This is a genomic window from Gluconobacter sp. Dm-73, from assembly GCF_018256215.1.
GTDB lineage: Bacteria > Pseudomonadota > Alphaproteobacteria > Acetobacterales > Acetobacteraceae > Gluconobacter > Gluconobacter cadivus.
Window position 1 is genome coordinate 39685 of the sequence record NZ_JAERLW010000006.1, and the last position, 25068, is coordinate 64752.

At 57.3% G+C, this 25068-nt stretch carries 21 protein-coding genes; 15 read left to right on the forward strand and 6 right to left on the reverse strand.

Annotation, left to right across the window (positions count from 1 at the left end; all coding sequences use genetic code 11):
* Positions 1 to 114: 114 nt before the first annotated feature.
* The 4 genes from JK176_RS07565 to JK176_RS07580 are packed head-to-tail and all read left to right on the forward strand — an operon-like array spanning position 115 to position 4337.
* Complete coding sequence (locus JK176_RS07565) at positions 115 to 2310, forward strand: TonB-dependent siderophore receptor (protein ID WP_211587319.1); 2196 nt, start codon at positions 115 to 117, stop codon at positions 2308 to 2310.
* The gene (locus JK176_RS07570) at positions 2294 to 2596 is read left to right on the forward strand and encodes a hypothetical protein (RefSeq protein WP_194262868.1); all 303 of its coding nucleotides are present in this window, start codon (positions 2294 to 2296) and stop codon (positions 2594 to 2596) included. Before JK176_RS07565 ends, JK176_RS07570 begins: the two co-directional genes overlap by 17 nt.
* Positions 2593 to 4056 carry a PepSY domain-containing protein gene (locus JK176_RS07575; RefSeq protein ID WP_211587320.1) on the forward strand — a complete coding sequence of 488 codons (1464 nt, stop codon included), beginning with the start codon at positions 2593 to 2595 and terminating at the stop codon, positions 4054 to 4056. The genes JK176_RS07570 and JK176_RS07575 overlap by 4 nt, the downstream gene beginning before the upstream one ends.
* 8 nt (positions 4057 to 4064) lie before the next feature.
* Complete coding sequence (locus JK176_RS07580; RefSeq protein ID WP_211587321.1) at positions 4065 to 4337, forward strand: hypothetical protein; 273 nt, start codon at positions 4065 to 4067, stop codon at positions 4335 to 4337.
* Positions 4338 to 4350: 13 nt separating this feature from the next.
* Here JK176_RS07580 and JK176_RS07585 read toward each other — a convergent pair whose 3' ends face one another.
* Both JK176_RS07585 and JK176_RS07590 read right to left on the reverse strand, forming a co-directional pair.
* Positions 4351 to 6834: a phosphocholine-specific phospholipase C gene (locus JK176_RS07585; protein WP_211587322.1), complete on the reverse strand. Its 2484-nt coding sequence runs from the start codon at positions 6832 to 6834 to the stop codon at positions 4351 to 4353.
* 142 nt (positions 6835 to 6976) lie between these two features.
* Entirely contained in the window at positions 6977 to 7144 is a 168-nt protein-coding gene (locus JK176_RS07590) for a hypothetical protein (protein WP_167386170.1), read from the reverse strand.
* A gap of 290 nt (positions 7145 to 7434) precedes the next feature.
* On the opposite strand from JK176_RS07590, the gene JK176_RS07595 reads away from it, so the two are divergent.
* Together JK176_RS07595 and JK176_RS07600 are read left to right on the forward strand one after the other, a co-directional pair.
* Positions 7435 to 9060, forward strand: a complete 1626-nt coding sequence (locus tag JK176_RS07595) for an inorganic phosphate transporter (protein WP_194262872.1) — start codon at positions 7435 to 7437, stop codon at positions 9058 to 9060.
* A gap of 528 nt (positions 9061 to 9588) precedes the next feature.
* A complete protein-coding gene (locus tag JK176_RS07600; protein ID WP_062027513.1) occupies positions 9589 to 9795 on the forward strand; it encodes a cold-shock protein in 207 nt (68 codons plus the stop codon).
* Between the two features lie 54 nt (positions 9796 to 9849).
* Here the strand turns inward: JK176_RS07600 and JK176_RS07605 are convergent, their stop codons facing one another.
* Complete coding sequence (locus JK176_RS07605; RefSeq protein WP_211587323.1) at positions 9850 to 10746, reverse strand: LysR substrate-binding domain-containing protein; 897 nt, start codon at positions 10744 to 10746, stop codon at positions 9850 to 9852.
* A gap of 160 nt (positions 10747 to 10906) precedes the next feature.
* Here JK176_RS07605 and JK176_RS07610 point away from each other — a divergent pair, with 160 nt between their 5' ends.
* On the forward strand, positions 10907 to 11902 hold the full coding sequence (locus JK176_RS07610; protein ID WP_249194331.1) for a YeiH family protein: 996 nt from the start codon (positions 10907 to 10909) through the stop codon (positions 11900 to 11902).
* Positions 11903 to 11909: 7 nt separating this feature from the next.
* On the opposite strand, the gene JK176_RS07615 is transcribed toward JK176_RS07610, so the two are convergent.
* Positions 11910 to 12977: a saccharopine dehydrogenase family protein gene (locus tag JK176_RS07615; protein WP_211587325.1), complete on the reverse strand. Its 1068-nt coding sequence runs from the start codon at positions 12975 to 12977 to the stop codon at positions 11910 to 11912.
* Between the two features lie 120 nt (positions 12978 to 13097).
* Between JK176_RS07615 and JK176_RS07620 the strand changes: the two genes are divergently transcribed.
* On the forward strand, positions 13098 to 13526 hold the full coding sequence (locus tag JK176_RS07620; RefSeq protein ID WP_194268778.1) for an Lrp/AsnC family transcriptional regulator: 429 nt from the start codon (positions 13098 to 13100) through the stop codon (positions 13524 to 13526).
* A gap of 4 nt (positions 13527 to 13530) precedes the next feature.
* On the opposite strand, the gene JK176_RS07625 is transcribed toward JK176_RS07620, so the two are convergent.
* Positions 13531 to 15060: a carbohydrate porin gene (locus JK176_RS07625; RefSeq protein ID WP_349291916.1), complete on the reverse strand. Its 1530-nt coding sequence runs from the start codon at positions 15058 to 15060 to the stop codon at positions 13531 to 13533.
* Positions 15061 to 15267: 207 nt separating this feature from the next.
* Here JK176_RS07625 and JK176_RS07630 point away from each other — a divergent pair, with 207 nt between their 5' ends.
* From JK176_RS07630 to JK176_RS07640, 3 genes are read left to right on the forward strand one after another with little or no spacing between them, the layout of a single operon-like run.
* Positions 15268 to 16248 carry an ATP-binding cassette domain-containing protein gene (locus tag JK176_RS07630; protein WP_211587326.1) on the forward strand — a complete coding sequence of 327 codons (981 nt, stop codon included), beginning with the start codon at positions 15268 to 15270 and terminating at the stop codon, positions 16246 to 16248.
* Complete coding sequence (locus JK176_RS07635) at positions 16245 to 17069, forward strand: ABC-2 family transporter protein (RefSeq protein WP_211587327.1); 825 nt, start codon at positions 16245 to 16247, stop codon at positions 17067 to 17069. Before JK176_RS07630 ends, JK176_RS07635 begins: the two co-directional genes overlap by 4 nt.
* Before the next feature lies 1 nt (position 17070).
* Positions 17071 to 17895 (forward strand): ABC transporter permease, encoded by an 825-nt coding sequence (locus JK176_RS07640; RefSeq protein WP_211587328.1) that lies wholly within the window; start codon positions 17071 to 17073, stop codon positions 17893 to 17895.
* Between the two features lie 9 nt (positions 17896 to 17904).
* Here JK176_RS07640 and hpxZ read toward each other — a convergent pair whose 3' ends face one another.
* The gene (hpxZ, locus tag JK176_RS07645) at positions 17905 to 18306 is read right to left on the reverse strand and encodes an oxalurate catabolism protein HpxZ (RefSeq protein WP_211587486.1); all 402 of its coding nucleotides are present in this window, start codon (positions 18304 to 18306) and stop codon (positions 17905 to 17907) included.
* A gap of 279 nt (positions 18307 to 18585) precedes the next feature.
* Between hpxZ and JK176_RS07650 the strand changes: the two genes are divergently transcribed.
* From JK176_RS07650 to JK176_RS07665, 4 genes are all read left to right on the forward strand, one after another.
* Complete coding sequence (locus JK176_RS07650; protein ID WP_211587329.1) at positions 18586 to 21810, forward strand: efflux RND transporter permease subunit; 3225 nt, start codon at positions 18586 to 18588, stop codon at positions 21808 to 21810.
* Positions 21810 to 22994 carry an efflux RND transporter periplasmic adaptor subunit gene (locus tag JK176_RS07655; protein ID WP_194262881.1) on the forward strand — a complete coding sequence of 395 codons (1185 nt, stop codon included), beginning with the start codon at positions 21810 to 21812 and terminating at the stop codon, positions 22992 to 22994. Before JK176_RS07650 ends, JK176_RS07655 begins: the two co-directional genes overlap by 1 nt.
* A gap of 1 nt (position 22995) precedes the next feature.
* Positions 22996 to 24570 carry an efflux transporter outer membrane subunit gene (locus tag JK176_RS07660; protein WP_211587330.1) on the forward strand — a complete coding sequence of 525 codons (1575 nt, stop codon included), beginning with the start codon at positions 22996 to 22998 and terminating at the stop codon, positions 24568 to 24570.
* Between the two features lie 143 nt (positions 24571 to 24713).
* Positions 24714 to 25046 carry a hypothetical protein gene (locus JK176_RS07665; protein ID WP_211587331.1) on the forward strand — a complete coding sequence of 111 codons (333 nt, stop codon included), beginning with the start codon at positions 24714 to 24716 and terminating at the stop codon, positions 25044 to 25046.
* The last annotated feature ends 22 nt before the right edge of the window (positions 25047 to 25068 follow it).

The following is a 25068-nucleotide window of genomic DNA, read 5'->3' on the forward strand; positions in this document are numbered from 1 at the left end:
CCGTGAAAAAATCTTTCCCGGTCTTATTTTGCAAACCTCTACTTGCAACTGACTCGCAATAGCGATACCAGCCTCTGATCACGCACCAGCATGAACAGTCATTTGAGGTCGGGTATGCACCGCAACAGGATTTTTTACGCGATACCCCTCTCCCTCGTCATGAGTGGAGAAGTCTTCGCAGCCGACCAGAATGTCACGCCTGAACAGTCCCAGCGTTCCGGGACAAAAAAAACCGATACCGCCGGAACACAAGCCAAAACGGTTGAGACGCTCAAGGTCCGCGCCCGCCGCGCCTCGACGATCGCGTCTTCCGCAACCAAATCGGACACACCGCTCGTCGAAACCGCCCAGTCGGTCACGGTTATCACCCGCAACGAAATGGATATCCGTAACGTCCTGAACCTCAATCAGGCCGTCCGTTATACCGCGGGCATTACGGCGGATCTCCGCGGCGGCGGCGTCGGAACGCGCTATGACCAGTTCGCCCTGCGCGGATTTTCGGCCCCGACATTCCTTGATGGCCTGAAACTTCAGGACAGCCCGACCGGTTACGCTACCGCCCAGACCGATACGTCACGTCTGGATCGCATCGAAATTCTCAAAGGCCCGGCATCAGCCCTGTACGGCCAATCCAGCCCCGGCGGTCTCGTCGCACTCTCCAGCAAACTGCCCACGGACCAACGCTCCTATGGCAGCGTCAACGCAACCGGCGGCATGTTTGATCTGTATCGCGTGGATGCCGATGTCGGCGGTTTCGTGACGAAAAACGGTTTCGTCCGCTACCGCCTCGACGGCACTATCAACGGCCAGCACAGCCAGCTTGCCCGGACCGGCAGCCGACGCTTCTCCATCAGCCCGTCCTTCACGTTCGGCGGCGATGGCCCGACCACGCTGACGATCCTCGGCAATTATCAGTACGACCCTGAAAACGGCACCTACGGCGGCGTTCCGCTGGTCGGCTCGCTTAAACGCGCGCCTTTCGGCTATCTGCCGCGCAATTTCTATGACGGCGATACATCGTTCGAGAAATACAATCGCCGCCACGGCGCCATCACCTATATCTTCAATCATCGTTTCAACGATGACTGGAGCTTCAGCACCCGCGGCCGCTACGACGATATCAAAACCCAGTATCGCAGCGTCTATGACAGCGGCTATTACGTTACGGGGCAGGACGACATGCTGGCCCGCTCAGCCATTGCCACAAACGAACACACGCATAATCTGACTTTTGACAGCGCGTTCAAAGGCAAGGTCCGGACCGGGCCGTTGCGCCACACGATGATGTTCGGCTTCGACTATATGCAGCAGAGCGCTTCCGAAGTCGGCTTCTATGGTGACGCTCCGTCCATGAATGTTTTCCATCCGAACTATCAGGTGGCCATCGCTCCCCTGAACCCCTGGGTGAACTACAACACCGACTCTCATCAGGCCGGTATCTATGGTCAGGATGAAATCCACTGGAAACGCCTGATCCTGACCGGGAGCCTGCGTAACGACTGGTACCGTTCCCACCAGACCGACAACATGTCCCACACCACCACCAACCAAAGCCCCAGCCAGATCACATGGCGCGCGTCTGGCCTCTATCACTTCGATTTCGGCCTCTCGCCTTACATCAGCTACTCGACATCCTTTCAGCCCCAGTCCGGGAATGTATCAACGGATAGTGGAAAGACCGTACATCAGGCCAGTCCGTCTGTCGGCAAACAGCTTGAAGGCGGCCTGAAATACCAGCTTCCGGGCACGTCACTGCTTCTTACCGCCGCAGGTTTCCATATTGAACAGACAAATGTTCTCGTCGGGATCGGCAGCACGGGCTACAGCGCTCAAAGTGGACTGGTCCATTCGGATGGTTTCGAGTTCGAAGCTCATGCCGAACCGTTCCACAACCTCGTGCTGACCGCGGCTGTCAGCATCCAGAAAGTCCACGATGACTCAACTGGCAAGCCCCTGATCCAGTCCGGAAAAGGCAATGCCTCGCTGTTCGCGTTCTATACGATGCCCTCTGGCCCGGCGAAGGGTCTCGGCTTTGGCGGCGGCATGCGCTATTCCAACAAATCCTATGGCGGCGAAGCGTCTTATGGGAGTGTCTGGGTGCCACAATATGCGGTATTCGATGCGTCAGTGCGCTATGACCTCTCCAACCTGTCGCACAGCCTTCATGGCTGGAACGTCGGCGCGAGCGTCCGCAACCTCTTTGACAAGAACTTCATCGCCAACTGCCTGAGCTATGCCTCTTACGGTCAGGAATTCTGCTACTACGGAGAGCGCCGCAACGCGCAGGCCAATATTGGCTTTAGCTGGTAAAGCGCTGAGCGGGCACACCCGGCGCTACGACACGATCCTGCGTTTTGTCGTAGCGCTTCCGGGCGGATACATCATATCCGCGCTGGGAGGCGTGTGCCTCGCATTCTGGCTCCCCCTTTCCAGAGCGGATAACGCCATGGCCGGGATACTGCTCGGCCTGTTGTTATGGCCAGTCGTCTTCATCGCATCCTTCGGGGTCGCAAATATTAGACGGCTGGCAGCAGTGGCAGGTGTTCTGACTGTTGTCTTGGCCGCTTTCGTCTTCAGCCGCGGCTGGTATCCATGAAAAACACCTTCCGTGCCTCCATGGCCCTGGTCCACACCACGCTGGGCCTTATAACCGGCTGGGTGCTGTTCGCCATTGCGCTGTCCGGTGCCCTGAGCGTGTTCCGACAGGATATCAATCTCTGGGCCAGACCGGAGTTACCGGTTACTGCCCCCGATCCGATGGTGGTGAACGCCCACGCGCTGGATTGGTTGAGCCATAACGCCCCTACCGCCAGCGCATGGTATGTTGCCAGCGCGACCACGCTTCAGCCTTTTGCAACGGCCCTATGGCCAAATGCGAAAGGAAACTACATCCAGCGCGTCCTTGACCCTATTACTGGCAGCCCGGACGGCATCCGGGATACGCTCGGCGGAGAATTCTTCTACCGCTTCCATTTCGAGCTTCAGCTTCCCTATCCTCTGGGCCGCCTGATCGCCGCACTCGCGGCCCTTGCACTCGTTGTCGGGCTGATAACCGGCGTCATCATCCACCGGCGCATTTTCGCGGATTTCTTCACTTTCCGACCTTCCCGCGGACAGAGAAGCTGGTTGGACATTCACAACCTGCTCGGTGTCACAGCCCTACCCTTTCACCTGATGATTTCCTTCACCGGTGCCGTCACGCTCGGAACGCTGCTGCTCCCATGGAGCACACAGGCGCTCTACCGCAATGATCTGACGGCGTCTTATACCGAGCTTAACCCGGCTCTCTATTCCCGTCCCGCTACGGGCCATCCCGCCCATCTCGCACCTTTTCTGCCGATGCTGCGCGAGGCCGAAAGTAAATTCGGCGGCGCGGGATTGGAACAGATCTATGTGTTCAATCCATCCGATCAGGCCTCTCTCGTGACCATGATCGCCGGTAACGATCATACCGTCAGCACGTCCTCACAAATCATCACTTTCGATGGGCCTTCGGGTCGCGTTATCAAACAACACATCGAACACCGCCCCGTTCTCAAAGCCTACACCTTCCTGTACGGGCTGCATGTCGCCCGCTTTGCCCCCGGCCTCACACGCTGGCTCTACTTCCTGTCCGGCCTTGCGCTTGCAGCCCTGATCGGCAGCGGCATGCATCTCTGGACGATCAAACGCCTGCGTCGTCCCCATCATCGCGGACACCGGATCGTTGCCCGACTGAATGTGGGTGTGCTGGCCGGTACGCCTCTCGCTTTCGCATCCTTTTTTATCGCGAACCGCCTTATCGGCCCCACGACGCTGCATCGGGCAGAATATGAAGTGACAACCCTCTTCGTCGTCTGGGGCCTTACCTTGCTGTACGCACTCGCCCGCCGTCCGGAACGGACATGGCCAGAGCTTCTGGGGGGCAACGCTGTTGCGTGCCTTCTGACCTCGCTTCTCAGCCTGCCCTGGCACACATCTGTTCTGGCTGGCGTCAGTGTAACGGCCGCGCTCCTGTCTGCATCATTCGCTTTCGCAGCCTTTCGCACGCTGCAAAAAACGGTCCTCCCGGCATGAACGAGATCATGTCGCTGCTCCTCGGACAGGGCGCAATGCTGGTGCTCGTTACGGCCTCAGTGCGCGGAAATCGTATCCTGTGTCGCAACAGCCTGACAGACCTTCAACGGAATATTCTGAAATCCTGCGCCGCTGCCGTTCTGACCGCCAGCCTCGTTCTTCGGGCCACATCCAGCGATTTCATCATCCTGAATATCATTGAATGGATCCTACTCGCAGGTCCGGAAATCATGGTCGCAACGCTGCTCTGCTCCTGGCGGGAACAGCGTTCACGATCATGACGTTCAAAAACGCTTAGCTGGAAAACGCCGCAGCAGGATCGGTGATCGTGGGCTGCCCTGTTTCCATCCGACCGCCCAGAACTTGCCTGAAATCGGCGTCATCCGGAGAGGTCAGCGTCACGTCATACCATTGATGCGTGGCTGATAGATCCAGCCTGATGTCCTTATGCCCCCCGGATTTCAGAATAACCTTTTGCAACGGCGCAGCATCTCCCGTCCGGTATTGGATCGTCACAGGAACCTTGCCGCCATTACTGAGCGAGAGAAGAAGTGCTGCCCCTTTCGCCTTTACGCCGCTTTCATAGCGACATGCCGAGCGCAGCAGAACACGATCCACATGCCCCCGATAGGCCCGATAGAATCCATTGGGCGCATGAACCGCCACATCATACAGCCCGTCTATAGCGGGAAGTGTCACGTCCATGTCGTCACCGGCCGCAACAGCATAGGTTCCCACCTGCATGTCCCGACCGTCATTACGATAATCATAGATATTGAACGGCGCACCCACAGAGCGTTCCCCATGAACGCCTCGGCCTGCGCGGAGCCTCAGGCCGACACGCCGTTCTCCTGCCACCACGCCGCCATCGCAATAGAGTTCATACGGCAGCGCACAGGCTGGACGTGTTCCTGCTTCCTGCCGAACGGTTTCCCGCAACAGATCCGGCTGTGTTCTCAGCGTTGCTGTCTCAGAAGCGGACAGAGAGCGAAAGCCACCCGGTAAAGGACGGTTTTTCGCGTCTTCAATTGCTCGGAGATGTGTGTTCCGATCCAGATAATTCAGGGATGGTGCATCCGCTTCGGAGGACTGAAAGCAGGATGTCAGATCGCCGCAGATCGCACGACGCCAGGGAGAAATATTCGTTTCCCGGACAGGCGTTCCGAATTTCCGTTCAACAAAATGTTCGAGAAACTGCAATGTCGAACTGTGGTCGAAAAGCTGCGAATTGACGCGGCCACCACGGCTCCAAGGGGACGCAACCACCATCGGCACCCGGAAGCCGAGCCCGATCGGACCACTACGGGCCAGTCGCTCGGGAACGCCAAGACGCATTTCATCATCCGCTGTCGTATATTCCAGTCCGTCCGGCCCAATCGCTCCGGAAGAGCGTCCCGTTTCCGGGCGCTGGGGATCGGGAGCAGCGTAAGAGCAGCAGTGGTCGAAATACCCGTCATTTTCATCATAGGTCAGAATGAAAATGGTCTTTTTCCAGACATCGGGGTTTTCGGTCAGAATGTTCATGACCTCCGACACATACCACGCCCCGTACCAGGCCGATGTCGGATGGTCCGAGAAATGCTCCGGTGCCGCGAGCCACGAAATAGCAGGAAGATTGCCTGTCCGCGTATCCATGCGGAACTGATGCAGCACATCGCCCTTTGGCGCCTTCATCCCCTTTGAATCTGAATCATCTGCAAAAGCCAGCGTCTCCAGAGAATGATAGTCCGGATCAGCCCTGTTCGTCACAAACGCCTTGTTGAAAAGCGCGCGTTCCGCAGGTGTCAGAGCCTCATATCCCTTTGCGGATTTCTGACGCCGACGCAGAACTTCCATCAGCGCCTTAGCTTCGACAAGCTGCTCGCCACGCTCACCCGACACCAGCATCTCGAGTTTTTCAAGCCGATTGATATGATCGGAACATTCCTGAATCCGCTCGTCAATCCAGTCTCCAAATCCCGCATTGGAGCTGACATTGAAGTTGTCGAAGCACTCCAGAACATTACATCCGAAATTTGACAGCCAGGAGCGCTCTGCCGCTGACATCCCTCCCGTCTGACTAAGTTCGTTCTGATAGAATTTCCAGGAAACACCAATCTTTTCCAGACGCTCCGGAAAAGTCGTCCAGGTCATGCCGCCTTCAAGGATTTCCGGGTTCCGCATATACACGTTTGAGTTCGTGGTCTGCTGGTCACGCACGGTTCCCGTCCAGAAGATCAGACGATTGGGGGTCGTGCTCGTCATCGCCCCACAGTAATTCTGGTCACACACCGTAAAAGCATCGGCCAGCGCATAATAAAACGGCAGATCTTCACGGGTATAATAACCCATCGTCAGAGGATATTGTTTGTAGTCTTTTTTGTAAGGACGCTTGGCATCAACCCAGTCATCATGATGTCCCTCATTCCAAGCATCGACCTGACTGTCCCGGGAATGCGGGATTGAGCCCATCCAAGTGACTTTGGTGTCATGAATATTGAGACGCCAGGGCGCATAGGTCTCGCCCCCCTTCCCTGATTGTACGAAAACGGAATTGCCGTTCTTCTGCCGGATAGCCCGCCTGTCATTAAAGCCGCGAACCCCGGCGAGCGTACCAAACATATGATCGAAAGAGCGGTTTTCCTGCATGAGGATCACCACATGCTCGGCATTCAGATATGTCGTTCCCGGATCAGGCGCGATGGCATAAGCACGGCGGATGGCGGCCGGCAGCCCTTCTGTCGCTGCGGCCGCCCCACCGAACAGGGCATATTTGAGAAAGGTTCTGCGAGAGGACATATAGATCTTTGCCTGAAACCAGAAGGCGTTTGCGCGCCATAAATAAGGTATATCAGGCCAGTCCTAAACATTTCGCAGAACCAGTTCACCCCCTGCTTTCATAATTTAATAAAGGTTTCACCACCCGGCGGTGTTGTGAAGATCAGTTGCCCAGTGAGCGATCAACAGAGCGCCCTGCCCGCTCGATCGGTCCTTTGGGCGGATCAACGGTATCACGTACCTTCTCGCCAAACGTCCGATGATGTTCGCAGGCCGTCAGCGTGACGCAGGAGACTGAAAGAGCCAGAAGAAGCAGGATTGATTTTCGCATGTGAGCGTCCCTTCGAAAATACGTTTCGGCATAGAAAACGTCGAAGCTCTCGCATGGTTTCTTTCGGATATCCGAAACGATTTCTTATTCAGCATTCAATTTTATTCAATATATTCCACCCTTAACTAGGAAATAAAACCCAAATCATTACAAAATAAAATTCAAAACCAATAACAGTCATGAAGAATTTTGATTTACCCAGACTGTCGCAAAACAGTCATGTTTCAATGGTCGCATCTTCATGGGGCGTGCAATAGATTGCAAAAAGGTAAACAACCCATGGATTGGTGATGTCTGAAACGACGATAGGTTCCCGCGCGGAAATCCAGTCTTCTTCGCGCCCCAACATGAGTGGAGGGAACAAGCCTCTGCATGTTGTCCTTTTTTTTGCGGTGCTGATCGGGGCGTTAGGCTTTGCCGCATTCAGTATTCTTAGAGATATGCATTCGGTCGGCGAAGGAGCCCTGGCAACCGGAACTTTCGTGATGCTCGGCATCGCGCTGATCATCGCTCTGGCGTTCGAGTTCGTTAACGGCTTTCATGACACAGCCAACGCCGTGGCAACCGTCATCTACACCCGAAGCCTGCCCCCTCTCGTGGCCGTCATCTGGTCCGGCTTCTGGAATTTTCTCGGTGTTGCACTCTCCACCGGAGCAGTCGCCTACAGCATCGTCACACTTCTTCCGGTGGAGTTGATCCTTCAGGCCGGAAGCGGTGCGGGCTATGCCATGATTTTCGCCCTGCTGATCGCTGCTATCGTCTGGAATCTCGTGACATGGGCATTCGGCATCCCCAATAGTTCGTCCCATGCCCTCGTGGGGTCAATCATGGGCGTCGGCCTAGCCAACCAACTGATGTCGCCGACCGGGGCGGCGACGCAGGGTGTCGACTGGGGCCAGGTTGAAAAAGTTTTCTCCGCCCTGCTGTTCAGCCCCATCTGCGGGTTCGTCATGGCCGGACTTCTGTTGCTCGTCATGAAGCTGCTGATCCGCAACAAAGCCCTGTATCAGGCCCCTAAAGGCGATACTCCGCCACCTCTGTGGATCCGCGCGCTCCTGATCTTTACCTGCACAGGTGTCTCATTTTCGCATGGCGGCAATGACGGGCAGAAAGGCATGGGTTTGATCATGCTGATCCTGATTGGCGCAGCACCCACCGCCTATGCCCTGAACCGGGCTATGCCGGAAAGTGCCATGCCTGCGTTCTTTCAGTCTTCCGCAGAAGCCGAAAAAATCTTCCTGAGCCACTCCCCATCCCCGTCCACCACGCTCACAGCAGCAAATGCCCGTGAGATCGTAGGCGCTGGCCTGCGTGCCAAGTCTGTTGCCTCTCCACAGACCTATGACGCGCTGGCCGTTCTCAGCAACGACATCTCCACCTCGGTCAAAACTTATGGCTCCATGAAAGCCGTCCCTGCTGCAGCCGTGCCGAACGTCCGTACGGACATGTATCTGGTCGCAGACGCCATCCGCGTCATGGGAGAAGCAAAGGATTTTACGCCAACGGAAAAGAATGCGCTGAAATCCTTCCAGTCCGAACTCTATCACGGCACGCGCTTTATTCCGCTCTGGGTCAAGATCTCCGTCGCCATTGCGCTGGGTCTTGGAACGATGGTCGGATGGAAGCGGATTGTGGTGACTGTCGGCGAAAAGATTGGCAAGACCCATATGACCTATGCCGAAGGAGCTTCGGCTGAACTCGTGGCAATGACAACTATCGGTCTGGCTGAAAGATACGGCCTCCCCGTCTCGACGACGCATATCCTGTCGAGCGGCGTGGCTGGAACAATGGCCGCCAACGGCTCTGGCATTCAGGTCGCTACCCTGCGATCTATGGCTCTGGCATGGGTCACCACCCTACCGGCCGCAATGGCGATTGCAGGCATCCTCTATGTTCTGTTCCGTCAAATTTTCTGATCAAACCGTATTGCCTTGTGCGGATTATATATCCGCACAAGGCAGTCGATTTCTTCCTTACCGTCGAGCCATGTCCAGAGGCTTCAAAAGCTGGCGCGAAGCAAGCACGCTTAAAAAATTCTGCCCGAAAGACAGGGCATTAAAAAGCCATTGTCTATTCATATTCTTCCATTTTACAGAAACGATGTTGAGCATCCTACGGTCGAAATTAAATTCTGATTTTTCATAAATTATTTCCCCCTATTCTGAAATCTTGCAGAGGAGTGATATTTTATTCCAAAACAAAAATCATAATTTCTTAGAAATAAATCTGCAAAAATGCTCCATTTAATATTTAACGACGTTACAAATTAAATTTCCTCAAAAAGTTTTTTCTCTTGCCTTTTTGAAAAATATGGCGCCTATCTCGATACAGCAGGTGCTCTTGAGTGAGTTTTTCGACGCGTGTTGCGCCATTCTTTCTCCTTAAGTGTTATGATTTCGTGTGTATCTTGTACACGACTGCTATTGTTAAAAAGGAGCCTCGTTATGGCAACAGGCACCGTAAAATGGTTTAACTCCACCAAGGGCTTTGGCTTCATCCAGCCTGACAACGGTGGACAGGACGCGTTCGTTCATATCTCTGAACTCGAGCGCGCCGGAATGCACACCCTCAACGAGGGTCAGCACGTCTCTTACGAACTCGAAGCTGGTCGTAACGGCAAGACCTCAGCAGTGAGCATCAAGGCAATCTGATTGCCCCGATGGACATTCTGATGTTCAGAAAGCCGCCTTTACGGGCGGCTTTTTTCATGTCTGCACACACCGCGAAACTGCGGTAAATTCGCTCATACCAAGCAGGGCCGTGGCAGCCGGGCTCTGATAACGCTCCTTGTGACGCAGACCATAGAAAAAACGACTTTCAGGGACCTGAAGTACGGCATGCAACGTGCCTGCGCGCAACGCCGGACCAACAACCAGAGACGATAATGCGCCGATCCCGGCCCCCGCTTCTATGGCCGTCTGCACACCCTCATTTGAAGGCAGAACAAGACTGATATTCAGATCTTCGATGTCAATATCATATCTTCCCAGATAGAGCTCCAGCGCTGCACGTGTTCCGGAGCCCGCCTCTCGCATGACCCAATTTTGTTGATGCAACCAAGCGTCGTCGATCCGGGGTGGAATCAGGGAACTTGCCTGCACGAGAATCATATGGTCCTCACCGACCGGCCATTGCGCCAGTGCAGGATCAGCGACAACGGCTTCCACAATCCCGACCTCGGCCTCACCCTCCCGAACCATTCGGGATGCTTCTTCCGAATTGCTGATCGCCAGTTCGATCTTGATGTCTGGATATCTCTTCCGGAAGGCGACAAGGATTGGGGGCAGCCAGTACGCAGCAATGGTCTGGCTGGCGACAACCTTCAACGTACCCCGTCTCAGACCGCTGATATCCTTCAGGATATTCTCAGCAGCCGAGGCCTGCGCGACAACTGCCCGTGCCTCTGGCAGAAACAAACGTCCTGCATCCGTCAGAGCAATCCCCCGCCCAACCCGATGGAAAAGCTTGACCCCATACCGCGCTTCCAGCGCCGCAATGGCAGCCGAAACGGCGGACTGGGTCACGTTCATCGCCTGACTTGCGGCTGTGACGTGCTCGCGTTCTGCGACAGCGATGAAAAGACGAAGCTGATCGAGTGTCATGCCGTCTTTCTAACAGAAATCATCTGATTTTCCGATTGGAATCAGAAAAGTTATTCGTTGGAATGATATATTAGCCTCAGCCTAGATGTCTCCGGCAAAGGAGATCATCATGCACATATCCTGTTTCAGAAACCGGCCCGCTTTCAGGTTGCCCGAAATTTTGGTCACTAGATTTCCCGGCATTGCTCTTTGTGCGGTCACGGCCCTGCTGGCTTTTGAAGCAGAAAAAATCGAACGCGCATTCCTTCAGAAATCATGGCTTGAAATGCTCAATCTGGCCCTTGTTATCGGGGTCTGCCTCCGACTGGTCTCCAGTCGAAGCCGCGTTTTCGATCCGGGGATCAGGTTCTGTTCAAAATCCCTTCTGGATGTGGCAATCGTTCTTCTTGGAGCCGGATTCAGCCTGAGGGGAATTGTCTCGGCAGGCCCCGGGATTCTCGTCTGTGTTTTCGGAATGGTCGCTTTCAGCCTTGCCCTGACAATCCTGATCGGACGCCTCACCGGCCTGTCCCGTTCACAGACCCTCCTCGTGGCCTGCGGTAATTCGATCTGCGGAAACTCCGCCATCATGGCCGTCGCACCCGTCATTCATGCTCGTGACGAAGATATTGGTGCCACTCTGGCCTTCACTGCTGCGGGTGGCCTTGCTATTGTTCTGGGCTTGCCGCTTCTTCTGCCATTCCTGCACCTGTCCGACATCGCGGAAGGCAGCGTTGCCGGACTGACCGTCTATGCCGTCCCACAGGTCATGGCAGCAGCGTCACCATTCGGGGCCGCGGCCCTGCATACCGGAACACTGGTCAAGCTCATGCGTGTCCTGACGCTAGGCCCCGTGTGCATTGTCCTGTCGCTTCTGTATGCCCGCAAAAACCGTCAGACAGGAACGCATCAAACGTCACGTCGGCTTGTCCCATGGTACATCACGGGGTTTCTGCTGATGATGACCTGCCGGTCTTTCAATATAATCCCTGAAGCGTTTCTTCCCGTCCTCAACACCCTCGCCACGACCCTGACCGTCATGGCGATGGCCGCATTGGGACTTAGCATTGATGTCCGCTCCATCTTTAAGGCCAGCGGATCGTTGATGCTCACGGTCGCCTTGTCTCTGGCCGGCCTCGTCAGCGCCAGTCTGGCGCTGATGAAGATCCTGACCTGATACAATCCTATTGGTAAATTTTCCCGTACCGGTTGGCCAGATAATCGGCCAGCGGAATGTCTTCCTGCCGCACAAAACCCTGAGTCGGAATTTTTCCTTCCGCCAGCAGATCCAGAACCGCACAAATGGACCCGGCCGTCGTGAGCTGGATCGCCGTGCGAAACCCTCCCATGAAATTTTGCGCCTCAATGGAACGCGCCACGGTTTCCTGCTGAAGCTTTCCGTTCTTGAGGCCAGTCACGATCACGGAAAGCACAACCAGATCCTGAGCAGTCCCCGGAATAGCATGCGTGAAAATATCCTGAAGGATATGCCGCCGCTCCGACAGACGCAGATCCGACAGCAGAACCTTCATGATATCCCGATGGCCCGGATAGCGCATGGTGCGATAATTGAGTTCCCGCACCTTACCTTCATAGGTCTCGCACAGAGACCCAAGCCCACCTGACGTATTGAAGGCTTCATAGGTTACACCGTCGACACCCAGCGTCTCGACCCCGTCCAGAGCAGGGACCAAAACGCGTCGCCCGTCTACGATCGCCTCGCACGGCTCGATATATTCGTTGATCAGACCTTCCGTGCTCCAGGTCAGGTTATAACCCAGCGCGTTGGACGGAAAGCGCGGCAGCGCCCCGACCCGAAGCCGGATCGTCTCCACCTCGTCGAAATGCTGCGCCAGATCATGTGCAGCAATGGAAACAAAGCCCGGCGCCAGACCACATTGCGGAATAAATGCGCTGGACGCCCCTTCTGCCAGCGCCCTCACATCTTTGGTGGAGGCAACGTCTTCCGTCAGGTCAAGATAATGCGTGCCTGCCGCTGCAGCCGCTTTTGCGATATTCCGCGTGAGATGAAAGGGAAGCGCCGAGAGCACCGCAAATTGCCCATTGAGCAGTTCGGCATCCAGTCCTTTTGCAATATCCACCGTCCTGCGTTTGATGCCTTCCGGCAGGACAAGCGCCTGAAGATGATCCGTGTGACAGTCCAGCAGCGTGACGCCATAGCCTCCATGATGAAGAAGCTCCGCAATGGCTGAACCGATCTTTCCCGCACCTGCAACTGTGACCTGCTTCATGATCATATCCTGTTCCGGAAGTGTTATGACAGCATCACGATCAGGGCAGACGGATCTCAAGCGGCATCCCGACGATGAAATGCAGTTTCCATCGGCAGATTGCCGGTTATAACTGGCAGAATGACGGATTCACTTGATCAGGCCCTGCTCGACATCCTGCGTCGCAATGCGCGCACGCCTACTGCCGCTCTGGCGCGCAGGCTCGGGATTTCACGCACAACCCTTCAGGGACGCATGGAACGTCTGGAGCGACAGGGCCATATTCGCGGCTATACTCTTGTGGAAAATACTGATGATGACCTGTTGCGCGCGCATGTCTCGATCGTCATCACGCCCCGTCACAGCCAGAAAGTGGAGCGAGACCTCAAAACGCTTCCCGAACTCCGGGAATTACACGCCGTCAGCGGCGCCTCGGACCTGATCGCCCTGCTGGGCGCCGCAACCACGGAGGCCATCAACCGTGCCATTGATGACATCGGCCAGATGGAAGGCGTAGAGAGGACGGTGTCCGCCATCATCCTCTCCACACGCTTCCGTAGAGGGAGTTAATTCCTCAGAGGGCGGCGTTGAATACCAGCCCCAGAACCGCGGCATCCTTGTAGCGGGTCGTTCCGCCAAGGCGGTTGAAATACTGGAAGTCCGGCTGCAGCGTCAGACCCGTCATGATGTGATAGCTGTAGAAAAACTCGTAGATGTTCTCATGGGACTGAATGCCATGCGGGACACCGAAATTGGTGGACTGGAACGGCAGACCATTATTGAACGATGCTTCCTGCTGAAGGGTCGCAGCCCGGCTGAAGTTCATCCACTGATACGCAATACCCCACGTATCCAGCGGACGTCCCCAGAGCTTTCCGGTATCAAGCAGAGAGCCAACCAGATGATGGTTCATCGCCGAGGTCTGGCCCGAGGCATAGGAATAATATCCCGCCAGCATGAGGCCGTTCATCGGCCCATCGCCATGCCGAATCAGCATCTGATCCATCAGTACCCAGACAGACGTCTGACCGCTCTGATAGCGCGGGCTACGTCCGCTCAGCACCCATGCCTGTCCGGATCCGTCATCATACAGATCGTGATAGCGCGAATTGTCGTACATGGCACCGACCTTGTAATGGCCGATCAGCTTGTTCTTGCCGAATTCCGGAATCCAGCCCAGTTCAACCTCGGTGGAGAGCTTTCCAAGCCCGCTCTGCGCCCAGGACCAACCGGAAATGCCACCATTATAGGAATGGGGAGAAACGGCAAACAGACCGCCCATCAGATAGAGATGCGGGTTCGGCATCAGACGCAGAACCGTGCCCATATTGCCCGACGGCCAGTCACGTCCGCCGTTGAGGTACTTGGTCGGCGTGACATTGCCGCACATGGAGACGTTCGCGAAGCTGCAAAGCCAGGGGGAATTATTGAAGAACGTGCCCGTCGGGATCCAGCCCGCTGCCAGATCCACCTTCCGGTTGAACCACGCTTTTTCTCCGTATGCCCAGACGAGATGCGCCACGACATTGCCACGCGCACCATAGATCTGCTGAGCCTGCGTGACGTTATCGCCGATATCACCGCTCAGATTCCGGCCATGCCCGTTCACCATGAGCGTATGCAGCCACAGATCCTTCGACCAGTCGCCACCCAAAATCTGATGCCAGTCCAGATCAACCGTCACGCCGACCTGCCCGGCATTGGTCTCGGTCTGGTGACGGCCGCCCGTCACATTGCCCATAAGACTTTCATACACATCCACCGCAACATAGATGCCATGCTTCTGAAGCCATGGCTGCACCCCTCCCCAGGTCCCGAACATATGGGTCGTGCCGTAGGGCGCACCAAAGGACGGCGGTCCGTATGGAGACTGGAGGAAACCCGGAATGGTCGTGGACAGCGGAGGAACCGGCTGCGTCTCCGACCCCATGGGGGCAGGATTTGTCAGATCTTCCGAACTGGCCTTGCTCTTGCTGCTCTGCGCCTCGGCAGTACCGGCCCCCATCGTGAGCACCCCCAACCCGCAGGCAAAAGCGAACGACAGAGCGGAACCGGACCGACGATAAGCCGTACCAGCAGAAACCAACGTCAGGAATTTACTCACATGCCTCAAACCGACATCCCCTTACAGAGCCAAAAAAAATGCGAAAGACAGGGATGCCATGATCGGCACCCTTAAGTAAAATTCACTTTACAGAAAGAGCTTTGCTGCAGGAAGGCACAAAACAGTGAGACAATTGAAACAATAAGACTTTATTTTTTGAAATAAGATCACGTTTGTTTTCGTTACCCCTCCCATCCCGGAATCCTCATGCAGCCTCCCTTCCCCGCTCCAGATGCCATTACCGTCAAAAACCTGCGGAAAACCTATACAGTCCGCGAAGGTGGAAGCTGGCGAGGGAAGACGCGCGAGATCGTGGCGCTGGACGGAATTTCCTTTTCCGTCCCCAAGGGCCAGATCGCCGGTTTCATCGGCCCGAACGGCGCAGGAAAATCGACAGCCATCAAAATCCTATCCGGAATCCTGCGTCCCACCTCCGGCGAAGTGCAGGTGAACGGGTTGGTGCCATGGACAAACCGTGTGGCCCATGTCGCGCGGATCGGGGTCGTCTTCGGCCAGCGAACCCAACTCTGGTGGGATCTGTCGGTTGGTGAAGGCCTTGCCCTCCTGCGGGATATTTACGGCGTCGAGCCCGAACGCTTTGCCCGCAACCGCGCCCGGCTGGCCGATGCGCTCGATCTGGACGGAATCATGGACCAGTCCGTCCGTCAGCTTTCGCTCGGACAGAGAATGCGCGCCGAAATCGCTGCCTCCCTGATTCACGACCCCGACATCCTGATCCTCGATGAGCCCACCATCGGTCTGGACGCTCCGTCAAAACTCGCCGTCCGGGCATTTGTGCATGAACTCTGCCGGGACCGGGGCACGACCGTCCTGCTCACCACCCATGACATGCATGATATTGAGGCGCTGGCCGAACGCGTGATCGTCATCGGGCATGGGCGCATCCTCGCAGACAGCCCGTTCGAGGATCTACGCACGACAACTCTGTCCGAGCGCATTCTCGAACTGGACTTTCACGGTACGCCCCCCGAACTGGCACTCCCGGCCGGCGCGGTCGAGACCGCCCGCGCGCCACAAAGCCTCACCATCACTTTCGACCCGCGCCAGATTCCGGCCCCTGCCCTCGTTGCCCATGTGGGACAACTGCAAGGGTTGGACGATCTGAGGATCAGCCGCCCCTCGATCGACGAGATCATCACACGCTTTTATGCGGACCACGCCGCATGACGCTCCGCCCCTATCTCACGGCCTTCGGGCTGCAATGGAAGATCGGTCTGCGCTACCGTATCGCGGTCGTGGCCGGATTAGTGGCGCAGATGTGGTTCGGCGCCGTGACATTAATGGCCTACGCCTCCGTCTATCATGCAGCCCCGGACGTTCAGGCCCCGCTCTCGCTGCGACAGGCCATGACCTACACTTGGATCCAACAGTCCTTCTTCACGCTTCTGCCACTCGGCTGCCTACCCGCCATCGGAGACGCCGCCAAAACAGGCGCAATCGTCTATGATCTGCTGCGTCCGGTCGATATGTGGAACTGGTGGCTGTCGGCCAGTCTCGCGCGTCTGCTGGGCAATGCCGTTCCCCGTGCGATCCTGCTGGCCTGCGTGGCGGGTCCGCTGGCCATGCTGGTGGGCCTCGGCGCATGGAGCCTCGCGCCACCAGCGGATCTGGCTGCGGCCACTCTGTCGCTGCTGTCCATCACACTCGGCGCATTGCTCTCGGCCACCATCGTCATGTGGTGGAATATCCTGACGGCCCGCACGCTCTCACCGCTCGGCAGCTACGCCGCTGGAACGCCACTGGCCGTTCTGCTGTCGGGAATGCTCCTGCCGCTGCCGCTCTATCCCGACTGGATACGCTCCTTCCTGCTCGCACAGCCGTTTGCCGGAATTACCGACATTCCCATCCGCATCTACCTGGGCACGCCCATTCCGGGCGGCGTAGCAACCGGGCTGGGCCTTCAGCTTTTCTGGCTGACAACACTCACCCTTCTCGGACGCTTATGGATGCGCCAGACGGTCAACCGGCTGGAAGTTCAGGGGGCCTGACATGACACATACCCCTGCCCGCACGCTCAGCGCCCTTGGTCTCTACCGCCGCATGGCGGGCGCTTCGATCATCGCGCAACTCCGCTACCCCGGCACGTTTGCCATTCAGGCCATCGGGAATTTCATCACAACCCTGCTCGGCTTCTTCGGCATCTGGAGCCTGTTCAAACGCTTTGGCAGCATTGCGGGATGGGATATCGGCACGGTTGCCGTTCTTTATGGTCTGGTGAATGTGGCATTTGCCGTGGCCGAAACACTGGGGCGCGGCTTCGAGGTTTTTGGCGGCGAATATGTCCGCACCGGCAGCTTTGATCGCCTGCTCCTGCGGCCACGCTCAACCCTGATTCTGCTTCTGGGCCATGAACTGCGCCTGCGCCCCATAGGACGTTTCCTTCAGGGCGCGTTCGTTCTCATCGCCGGATTATGGCTTGCCCCGCACGTCCAGTGGAGCGCGGTTCTGCTTCTGCCGCTCGCCATCGCAGGGGGAGCGGCCATGTTCCTTGGTGTCCTGATCGGACAGGCCGCACTGTGCTTCATCACGGTCGAGGGGTTGGAAGTCGTGAACGTCCTAACCTATGGCGGCGTCGAGGCCGGACAGTACCCGCTGACCATGTTCGGACGCTGGCTCCGGCGGTTCATCACCTTCGTCCTGCCGCTCGCTGCCGTCTGCTACTATCCCGCCCTGTTCAGCCTCAACCATCCCGACCCGCTGGGCGTGCCGACATGGATCGGCGCCTTGTCTCCAATTGCAGGCTTTGCCTTTCTGGGCGTCATGGTCCTGATCTGGCACCGGGCAGTTGCAGGATATGTTTCCAGCGGAAGCTGACGGCCGGGTTTAAGATCCTGCCCCCATCAGCGACACATGCGCGGCAATGATCTTCCATCCATCGGGCGTACGGAACCAGGTCTGGCTCTGACGCCCGATCTTTTCAGCCCCGATGCGCCGGAACTCCAGATCGACCGTCGCGACATCCTGCCCCACAGTTGTAACAACACGCCGCAGCACCTCCCGCGGCGGGGATCCTCCCGTCCGCGCCCGGCGGAAGGCCTGAATTTCCTCAAACCCGTAGAGGTTCTCGCCGACACCGTAACGAACCGTTTCCGCGCCGTCGTAAAAAAGAGCATCCAGTTCATGCAGGATGTTCTCACCCAGCGCCTTTTCATAGCGGTCGGACATCGCAGTCACGTCCGCAAGAACCTGAGGATCATTCAGCGCAGGAAAAGGATTCAGCGTCATCATTGGGTCTCCGACAGGACTTTCAGCAAGGTCTTCCACTCACGAAAAAGACATAGCATTCCTTGAAAAAATCACCATCTCGTGAATTTTCGAAACGTAACGAGATCTGTACCGTCTTTCGTAAATACTGATTACTCTCTTCAAATCATAAAAAAATTTTAATGGATTTTGAAAAGTAAAAAAAACTCCATAAACCACGATTTAAAAGACGTTGTATTTCATCCCACCTATTGTCCCGGTTTCCCTTCCTTGCTCAAAATCTGTTGGGAACCGAGCTGAATGAATGCCATCGTCGTCACCGCGCTAAGGCGACCGCTCACCTTTGTCGTCCTGTCGATCATGATCGTGCTGCTTGGCGTGATGTCGATCTTCAAGACGCCGACCGATGTTTTTCCAAACATCAAGGTTCCGGTAGTCGCGGCAATCTGGACCTATCCGGGGCTTCTGCCTCAGGAATTTGCAGGCCGTATCACCTATAACTTCGAACTGGCCGTTACCACGACCGTTCAGAACATCGAGCACATGGAGTCCAGCTCCTATTACGGCCGCTCGATCGTCAATATCTATTTCCAGCCCGGAACATCGGTCGGTACCGCCGAAGCCGAAGTGTCGGCCATCGCACAGACCGTGCTGCTCGGGCTCCCGCCCAAAGTCCCGGCGCCGATGATCGTGGCCCTGAATCCCTCTCAGGTTCCGGTCATTGCGCTTCAGATGACGTCTGACAAACAGACACCGTCCGATCTCTTCAAGCTCGGTGTCATTCGCGTTCGTCCGCTTCTTGCTACGGTTCCCGGCGCCATCGTCGCCCATCCTTATGGCGGTATGGACAGCTTCGTCATGGTCTCCCTGGACCAGAAGCAGCTTCAGGCCCACCACCTCTCCGCCGCAGACGTTCAGGCTGCCCTGACCGCCCAGAACATCGTTCTGCCGGCAGGTGACCAGAAGATCGACGCAACGGACTGGATGGTCCAGACCAACGCCGCCCCGGAATCCATGGACGATATCGCCAATATTCCGGTCAAGCGCGTTGGCAATGCGGTCATCTATGTGCGCGATGTGGCGTCGGTCTATCGCGGCGGACATCCCCAGACGAACCTCGTGCTGGTCAAAGGCCGCCAGGGCGTCGAGATGATCACGCAGAAGGGTGGCACGGCCTCCACACTCGATGTGGTCGCGGCTACCAAGGCCCTTCTTCCGCGCCTGAAAGCGATCCTGCCTCCTGACGTCCATATCTCCATCCTGTCCGACGCCTCCATCATGGTGAAGGATCAGATCAAGGACGTGGTTCAGGAAATGATCACCGCGTCGTTCCTGACCGGGATCGTGGTTCTGCTCTTCCTCGGCTCCTGGCGCTCGACAGTCATCATCGCGACTTCAATTCCGCTGGCCATTCTATGCTCGATCATTGCCCTTGGATGGGCCGGTCAGTCGATCAACGTCATGACGCTCGGTGGTCTGGCCCTCGCCGTCGGTATTCTCGTCGACGATGCTACGGTGATGATCGAGAACATCGACGTTCACCTTGAAATGGGCAAGGACCTCGAAACCGCCATTATTGATGCGGCCAACCAGATCGTCATCGCGACCTTCGTCTCCACGACCTGCATCTGCATCGTCTGGCTGCCGCTGTTCGAACTCGATGGCGTCGCAGGCTATCTCTTCATGCCGATGGCCCTTGCCATCATGTTCGCGATGATCGCGTCCTTCATCCTGTCGCGAACCCTCGTTCCGACCATGGCGAAGTACCTTCTCGCAGGCCATGTGCATCACCCGGTCGGCGCACCCGGCCCCGATGAAGACCCGCACGGTATCCATGACTCTGCGATCGACATCCCGAACCCGCATGCGACCCAGCGTCCGCCATCAGGCTTCTTCAGCCGCTTCCAGAAAGGCTTTGAAGCGCGCTTCACCAGCTTCCGTGAAGGATACAACACGATCCTCACACGCTGCGTGGCACGCCGTGGTGCCTTTGTCGGCATCTTCATGGTGCTCTCCATCGCATCCATGGGGCTGTATTTCGTCGCAGGGCGGGACTTCTTCCCCGAAGTGAAATCCGATGCCCTTCAGATGCACATGCGCGCACCGCTCGGAACGCGTATTGAAGTCGCAGGCCGCATCGCCGCCCTCGTGGACGATCGCATCAACCAACTTCTGCCGGGCAAGGTCGAGAACATCATCTCAAACTGCGGCCTTCCCGAAGGACCGCATAACCAGGCCTTCATCCCGACCCCGTCCATCGGGACGCAGGATTGCGATCTGACGATCGCCCTGAAGAACGCTGAATCCCCGGTCTGGGATTACCGTGCCCTCCTGCGCAAGGATCTCTCCAAGCGCTTCCCGGGAACGGTTTTCACATTCCAGCCTGCGGATCTGACGAACAAGATCCTGAACTTCGGTTCCGCCGCCCCCATCGACATCCAGCTTTCCGGCCCGGATGCCATGGAAAACTACAACTACGCCAAGCACCTGATCGGGCTGATCCGCCAGATTCCAGGCACGGCAGACGTGAACATCCAGCAGACGATGTCCACACCAACGCTGATGGTGAATGGCAACCGAACCTTCAGTCAGGCAACTGGCGTGACGGAAGCCGATCTTGCAACCAACGAACTGCTGACGCTTGCCGGTTCCGGCGTCGTCGATCCGCAGTTCTGGCTTGATCCGGTCGACAATGTCACCTTCCCGCTCAACGTCTACACGTCGCAGGATCAGCTCACCCATCTCAATGACCTGCTGACCATCCCGGTCGACAAGGGAGACGGGGATCCCAACGACAAGACCCAGCTTCTGGGCGCCCTTGCCAATGTCGTGGCAGCCGGCACTCCGGGCGAAGTCTCGCACTACAACTCGATGTCCGAAATCGACATCTATGTGAACATCGAAGGCACCGATATGGGTTCCGTGCTGGACAAGGTGCGTCAGGTCGTCGCCCACGACGATCATAACAAACCGACCTCCGCCGAAGTCGATATCCACGGTCAGGCCACAACGATGGCAAGCGCCTACAAGCAGCTCATCATCGGTCTCGCGATCTCGATCGTCCTGATCTATCTGCTGATTGTGGTGAACTTCCAGTCCTGGCTGGACCCGTTCATCATCATCACAGCCCTTCCGGGCGCACTCGGCGGCATCGCATGGGCGCTGTTCCTCACGCAGACACGCCTGTCCGTCCCGGCTCTGACGGGCGCCATCATGTGCATGGGAACCGCAACTGCGAACTCGATCCTCGTGGTGTCCTTTGCCCGTGAACGCCTCGAAATCCACGGCGATGCGCTTAAAGCGGCTATCGAAGCCGGTTACGGCCGTATCCGCCCGGTCATCATGACAGCGCTGGCCATGGTCGTGGGCATGATCCCGATGGCAACATCGAACTCGACCAACGCGCCCCTCGGCCGCGCCGTGATCGGCGGCCTGATCGTCGCAACGATCTCGACCCTCCTCTTTGTTCCCTGCGTCTACGCAATCCTCCACAACCGCACATCGCGTCAGAAGGAAATCGCCTGATGGCTACCTCCCCCAAACTCATCGCCGCTGCGGGAGGGTGCCTCCTCGCGCTCTATGTCGGCTATATCGTCGTTGACCGTATCCATGTCTCTGCGGCCCTTGCAGCAGAGACGAAGGAAAACGCTCTGCCCGACGTTGCCGTCGTCAAGCCGATCCAGTCCCCCAAGAAGGTCGCCCTGACGCTGCCCGGCAACATCGATGCCTGGTATCAGGCACCGATCTATCCGCAGGTCTCGGGCTACGTGAAGATGTGGTACAAGGACTACGGCGCCCGCGTGAAGCAGGGCGACGTTCTGGCCGAGATCAACGCCCCGGCACTGGACGCACAATACGCACAGGCGAAGGCCGATCTCGCGTCGATCATGGCAAAGTACAACCTGTCCAATGTCACGCTCCAGCGCTGGCAGGCCATGGGCCGCTCACAGTCCGTCTCGGGACAGTCCGTCTCCGTCGCGCAGGCTGACCAGCAGTCTGCCAAGGCGCAGGTCGAAGCCGCCGAGCGGAACGTTGCACACTTCGAGGCGCTCGAACGCTTCAAAACGATCGTAGCCCCCTTCGATGGTATCGTGACCTCACGTGACATCAATGTCGGCGACTACGTCCATGACGGTGGTGGCAACCTCAACGCTGCGGGCGCGGCCTCCGAGCTCTTCACCGTGGCAGACGTCCACAAGCTGCGTCTGTTCGTCTCCGTGCCGGAAGTCTTTCAGTATGTCCTTCAGCCGGACATCACAGCAGAAGTCACCGTCCCGCAGTTCAAAGACCGCAAATTCACGGCGAACTTCCTGACGACCGCGCGCGGCTATGATCCAAACACCCGTACCTCCACCACGGAGTTCGAGATGGACAATCCGAACGAAGTCCTGTGGCCGGGCACCTTCGCTTCGGTGGAACTCAAAGCGAATAATGAGAACTCGCATCTCTACGAAGTTCCCACGAGTGCTCTGGTCTTCCAGGAAAAGGGCATGCAACTCGCCGTGGTCCGCGACGACAACACGGTCCATTTCCAGAACGTGACGGTCGGACGCATGGCCGATACGGCAACGGAAATTCAGGCTGGCATCGGCCCGAACGACCGCGTGATCGCCAACCCGCCCGCAGACGTGCTCGAAGGCGACAAGGTCAACGTGACCGTGCCGCAGCGCGGCTACAATCAGTCCGGCTTCGGAAAAGAGAACGAGTAAGATGATCCCATCCTTCTCCCGCCTCCGCCGCACCGGTCTGGTCTGCGGCACCGCCCTGTCGCTGCTCGGTCTGTCCGCGTGCGATCTGGCGCCCACCTACAAGGCTCCGAACCTTGTCGTCCCTGCCTCATGGCAGGGGCAGGCACCGTTTGCCGTGGCCACACCCGCGGATACAGCATTGCCCACCAACTGGTGGACCATGTTTCAGGACCCGCTGCTGAACGATCTTGAAGCCCGCGCCACCTCGGATAACGGCGACATTCAAGCCGCAGCCGAACGCTTCATTCAGGCCCGCGCCCTCGTTGTAGCCGCGCGTTCGGAACTGCTCCCGCATGTCAGTCTCGAAGCTGGTGCGTCGGACAACAAACAGTCCGCTGATCGTCTGTTCCGCAACGGTGCGACCCTGACCCAGACCGAAGAAGAATATGGCGGTCTGGCTTCATGGGAACCTGACTTCTGGTCATCCATCCGCAACCGTGTCCGCGAGCAGAAACAGTTCGCCCAGCAGCGTGCGGCCGATTTCGCCATGGCGCGCCTGAGCACGCAGGCCGAGCTTGCCCGCGATTACATCCAGCTTCGCGGCTATGACGCGCAGGATGCGATCTATGCGCAGTCCATCGGGTACTACGAACGTGCCGTCCGGATTACGGAGAACCAGCTCCAGAATCAGGCTGCTCCCCGCCTGGATCTGGCACGCGCACAGGCCCAGCTTTATACAACGCAGGCAGCGCGTCTGGACATTCAGGCCGCAAGGCAGGTTACGGAACATGCCATCGCGGTGCTGACCAACAGTTCACCGTCGAGCTTCCACATCCCGGCCAGCCCGCAGTTCCATTTCGTCCAGCCGACGATCCCCACCGATGTTCCCTCCACCCTACTCCAACGTCGTCCGGATATCGCTTCCTCCGAGCGCGAAATGGCACAGGCCAATCGTGAAATCGGCATTGCGCGTGCGGCCTTTTATCCGCATATCGCCCTGCGCCTGAATGGTGGTTTCTCCGCCAATGGCTTCGATCTGGCCAATCTTGCCAACTCGTTGTGGACCTATGGCGCGACGCTCGACATGCCGCTCTTTGATGGCGGACTTCGCCGGGCGGAGCTTCAGAGAACATGGTCGGCCTATCGTGAAACGCGTGACGACTATCGCATGAAGGTTCTATCGGCCTTCCGCGAAGTAGAAGACGGGCTGTCCCTGACCGAACGTCTGAGCAAGGAAAATGCAGCGCTGGAACAGGCGGTCAAAGCCAATCTCGCCACGCAGAACATGACCATGACGCTCTATCAGGGCGGCGTCGGAACCTATCTTGAGGCCATTTTCAGCCAGGAAAACACGCTGGAAAGCCGCATCCATCAGGTCGAGATCGCAACCCGTCTGTATCACGCGGATGTGGACCTGATCCGCAGCCTCGGCGGCGGCTGGACTATCCGTGACCTGCCCACAATGGACCAGACCCTGTCCATTACGCCGTTGCAGTATGATAATCTGCATCACCCGAAACCCGTCGGGGACGTCACGACGTCCCAGCATCCAGAGCAGTTCGAAAACCTGACGACTGGTCTGCCAGCAACACGCTAAATAAATGTTTGGTCCTGACCCAGGTCATTTCGGTCAGGACCAAACAGGGCATTGACCTTTTCGCAAGAAGCGATCCAATAAGCACTCAGGTTCTACCGGGCCTATGCTTTATCCCGTTCCCTGCCACGAGTAGGCTCTGCTTCATGCGTTACGTTCTTCTTTCCAGCGTTCTTCTGCTTGCGTCCTGTTCTTCTGCTCCGTGGGTCACAGGCCATACTGACAGCAAATGCATCCGAGAGCAGATGGTGAGCGGGGCCAACGGCAATGGCCGCCCCTTCGCCGCTGCCGCAGAATTCTGTGCTGCTACCATCCGCAAAGAAAACAAAGGACATGACCGCCCGCTGGACGTGCGTGACGACATGACCCTTCAGGCGATGGCGGAGAACCCGGATTACAATACGACCGGGCTTTCATTCGTCCCGCGCGATTCCAAAACGCGCATTCCCGGCGGAATCCGCAACATCAATATTGACTGATCCTGCGGAGAGGCAGTTTCGT

Excerpts from the sequence above, each read along its gene's own strand:
- JK176_RS07565 (WP_211587319.1), top strand. The coding sequence starts at position 115 with ATGCACCGCAACAGGATTTTTTACGCGATACCCCTCTCCCTCGTCATG.
- JK176_RS07575 (WP_211587320.1), top strand. The coding sequence starts at position 2,593 with ATGAAAAACACCTTCCGTGCCTCCATGGCCCTGGTCCACACCACGCTG.
- JK176_RS07580 (WP_211587321.1), top strand. The coding sequence starts at position 4,065 with ATGTCGCTGCTCCTCGGACAGGGCGCAATGCTGGTGCTCGTTACGGCC.
- JK176_RS07585 (WP_211587322.1), bottom strand. The coding sequence starts at position 6,834 with ATGTCCTCTCGCAGAACCTTTCTCAAATATGCCCTGTTCGGTGGGGCG.
- JK176_RS07590 (WP_167386170.1), bottom strand. The coding sequence starts at position 7,144 with ATGCGAAAATCAATCCTGCTTCTTCTGGCTCTTTCAGTCTCCTGCGTC.
- JK176_RS07595 (WP_194262872.1), top strand. The coding sequence starts at position 7,435 with ATGTCTGAAACGACGATAGGTTCCCGCGCGGAAATCCAGTCTTCTTCG.
- JK176_RS07600 (WP_062027513.1), top strand. The coding sequence starts at position 9,589 with ATGGCAACAGGCACCGTAAAATGGTTTAACTCCACCAAGGGCTTTGGC.
- JK176_RS07605 (WP_211587323.1), bottom strand. The coding sequence starts at position 10,746 with ATGACACTCGATCAGCTTCGTCTTTTCATCGCTGTCGCAGAACGCGAG.
- JK176_RS07615 (WP_211587325.1), bottom strand. The coding sequence starts at position 12,977 with ATGAAGCAGGTCACAGTTGCAGGTGCGGGAAAGATCGGTTCAGCCATT.
- JK176_RS07620 (WP_194268778.1), top strand. The coding sequence starts at position 13,098 with ATGACGGATTCACTTGATCAGGCCCTGCTCGACATCCTGCGTCGCAAT.
- JK176_RS07630 (WP_211587326.1), top strand. The coding sequence starts at position 15,268 with ATGCAGCCTCCCTTCCCCGCTCCAGATGCCATTACCGTCAAAAACCTG.
- JK176_RS07635 (WP_211587327.1), top strand. The coding sequence starts at position 16,245 with ATGACGCTCCGCCCCTATCTCACGGCCTTCGGGCTGCAATGGAAGATC.
- JK176_RS07640 (WP_211587328.1), top strand. The coding sequence starts at position 17,071 with ATGACACATACCCCTGCCCGCACGCTCAGCGCCCTTGGTCTCTACCGC.
- hpxZ (WP_211587486.1), bottom strand. The coding sequence starts at position 18,306 with ATGACGCTGAATCCTTTTCCTGCGCTGAATGATCCTCAGGTTCTTGCG.
- JK176_RS07650 (WP_211587329.1), top strand. The coding sequence starts at position 18,586 with ATGAATGCCATCGTCGTCACCGCGCTAAGGCGACCGCTCACCTTTGTC.
- JK176_RS07655 (WP_194262881.1), top strand. The coding sequence starts at position 21,810 with ATGGCTACCTCCCCCAAACTCATCGCCGCTGCGGGAGGGTGCCTCCTC.
- JK176_RS07660 (WP_211587330.1), top strand. The coding sequence starts at position 22,996 with ATGATCCCATCCTTCTCCCGCCTCCGCCGCACCGGTCTGGTCTGCGGC.
- JK176_RS07665 (WP_211587331.1), top strand. The coding sequence starts at position 24,714 with ATGCGTTACGTTCTTCTTTCCAGCGTTCTTCTGCTTGCGTCCTGTTCT.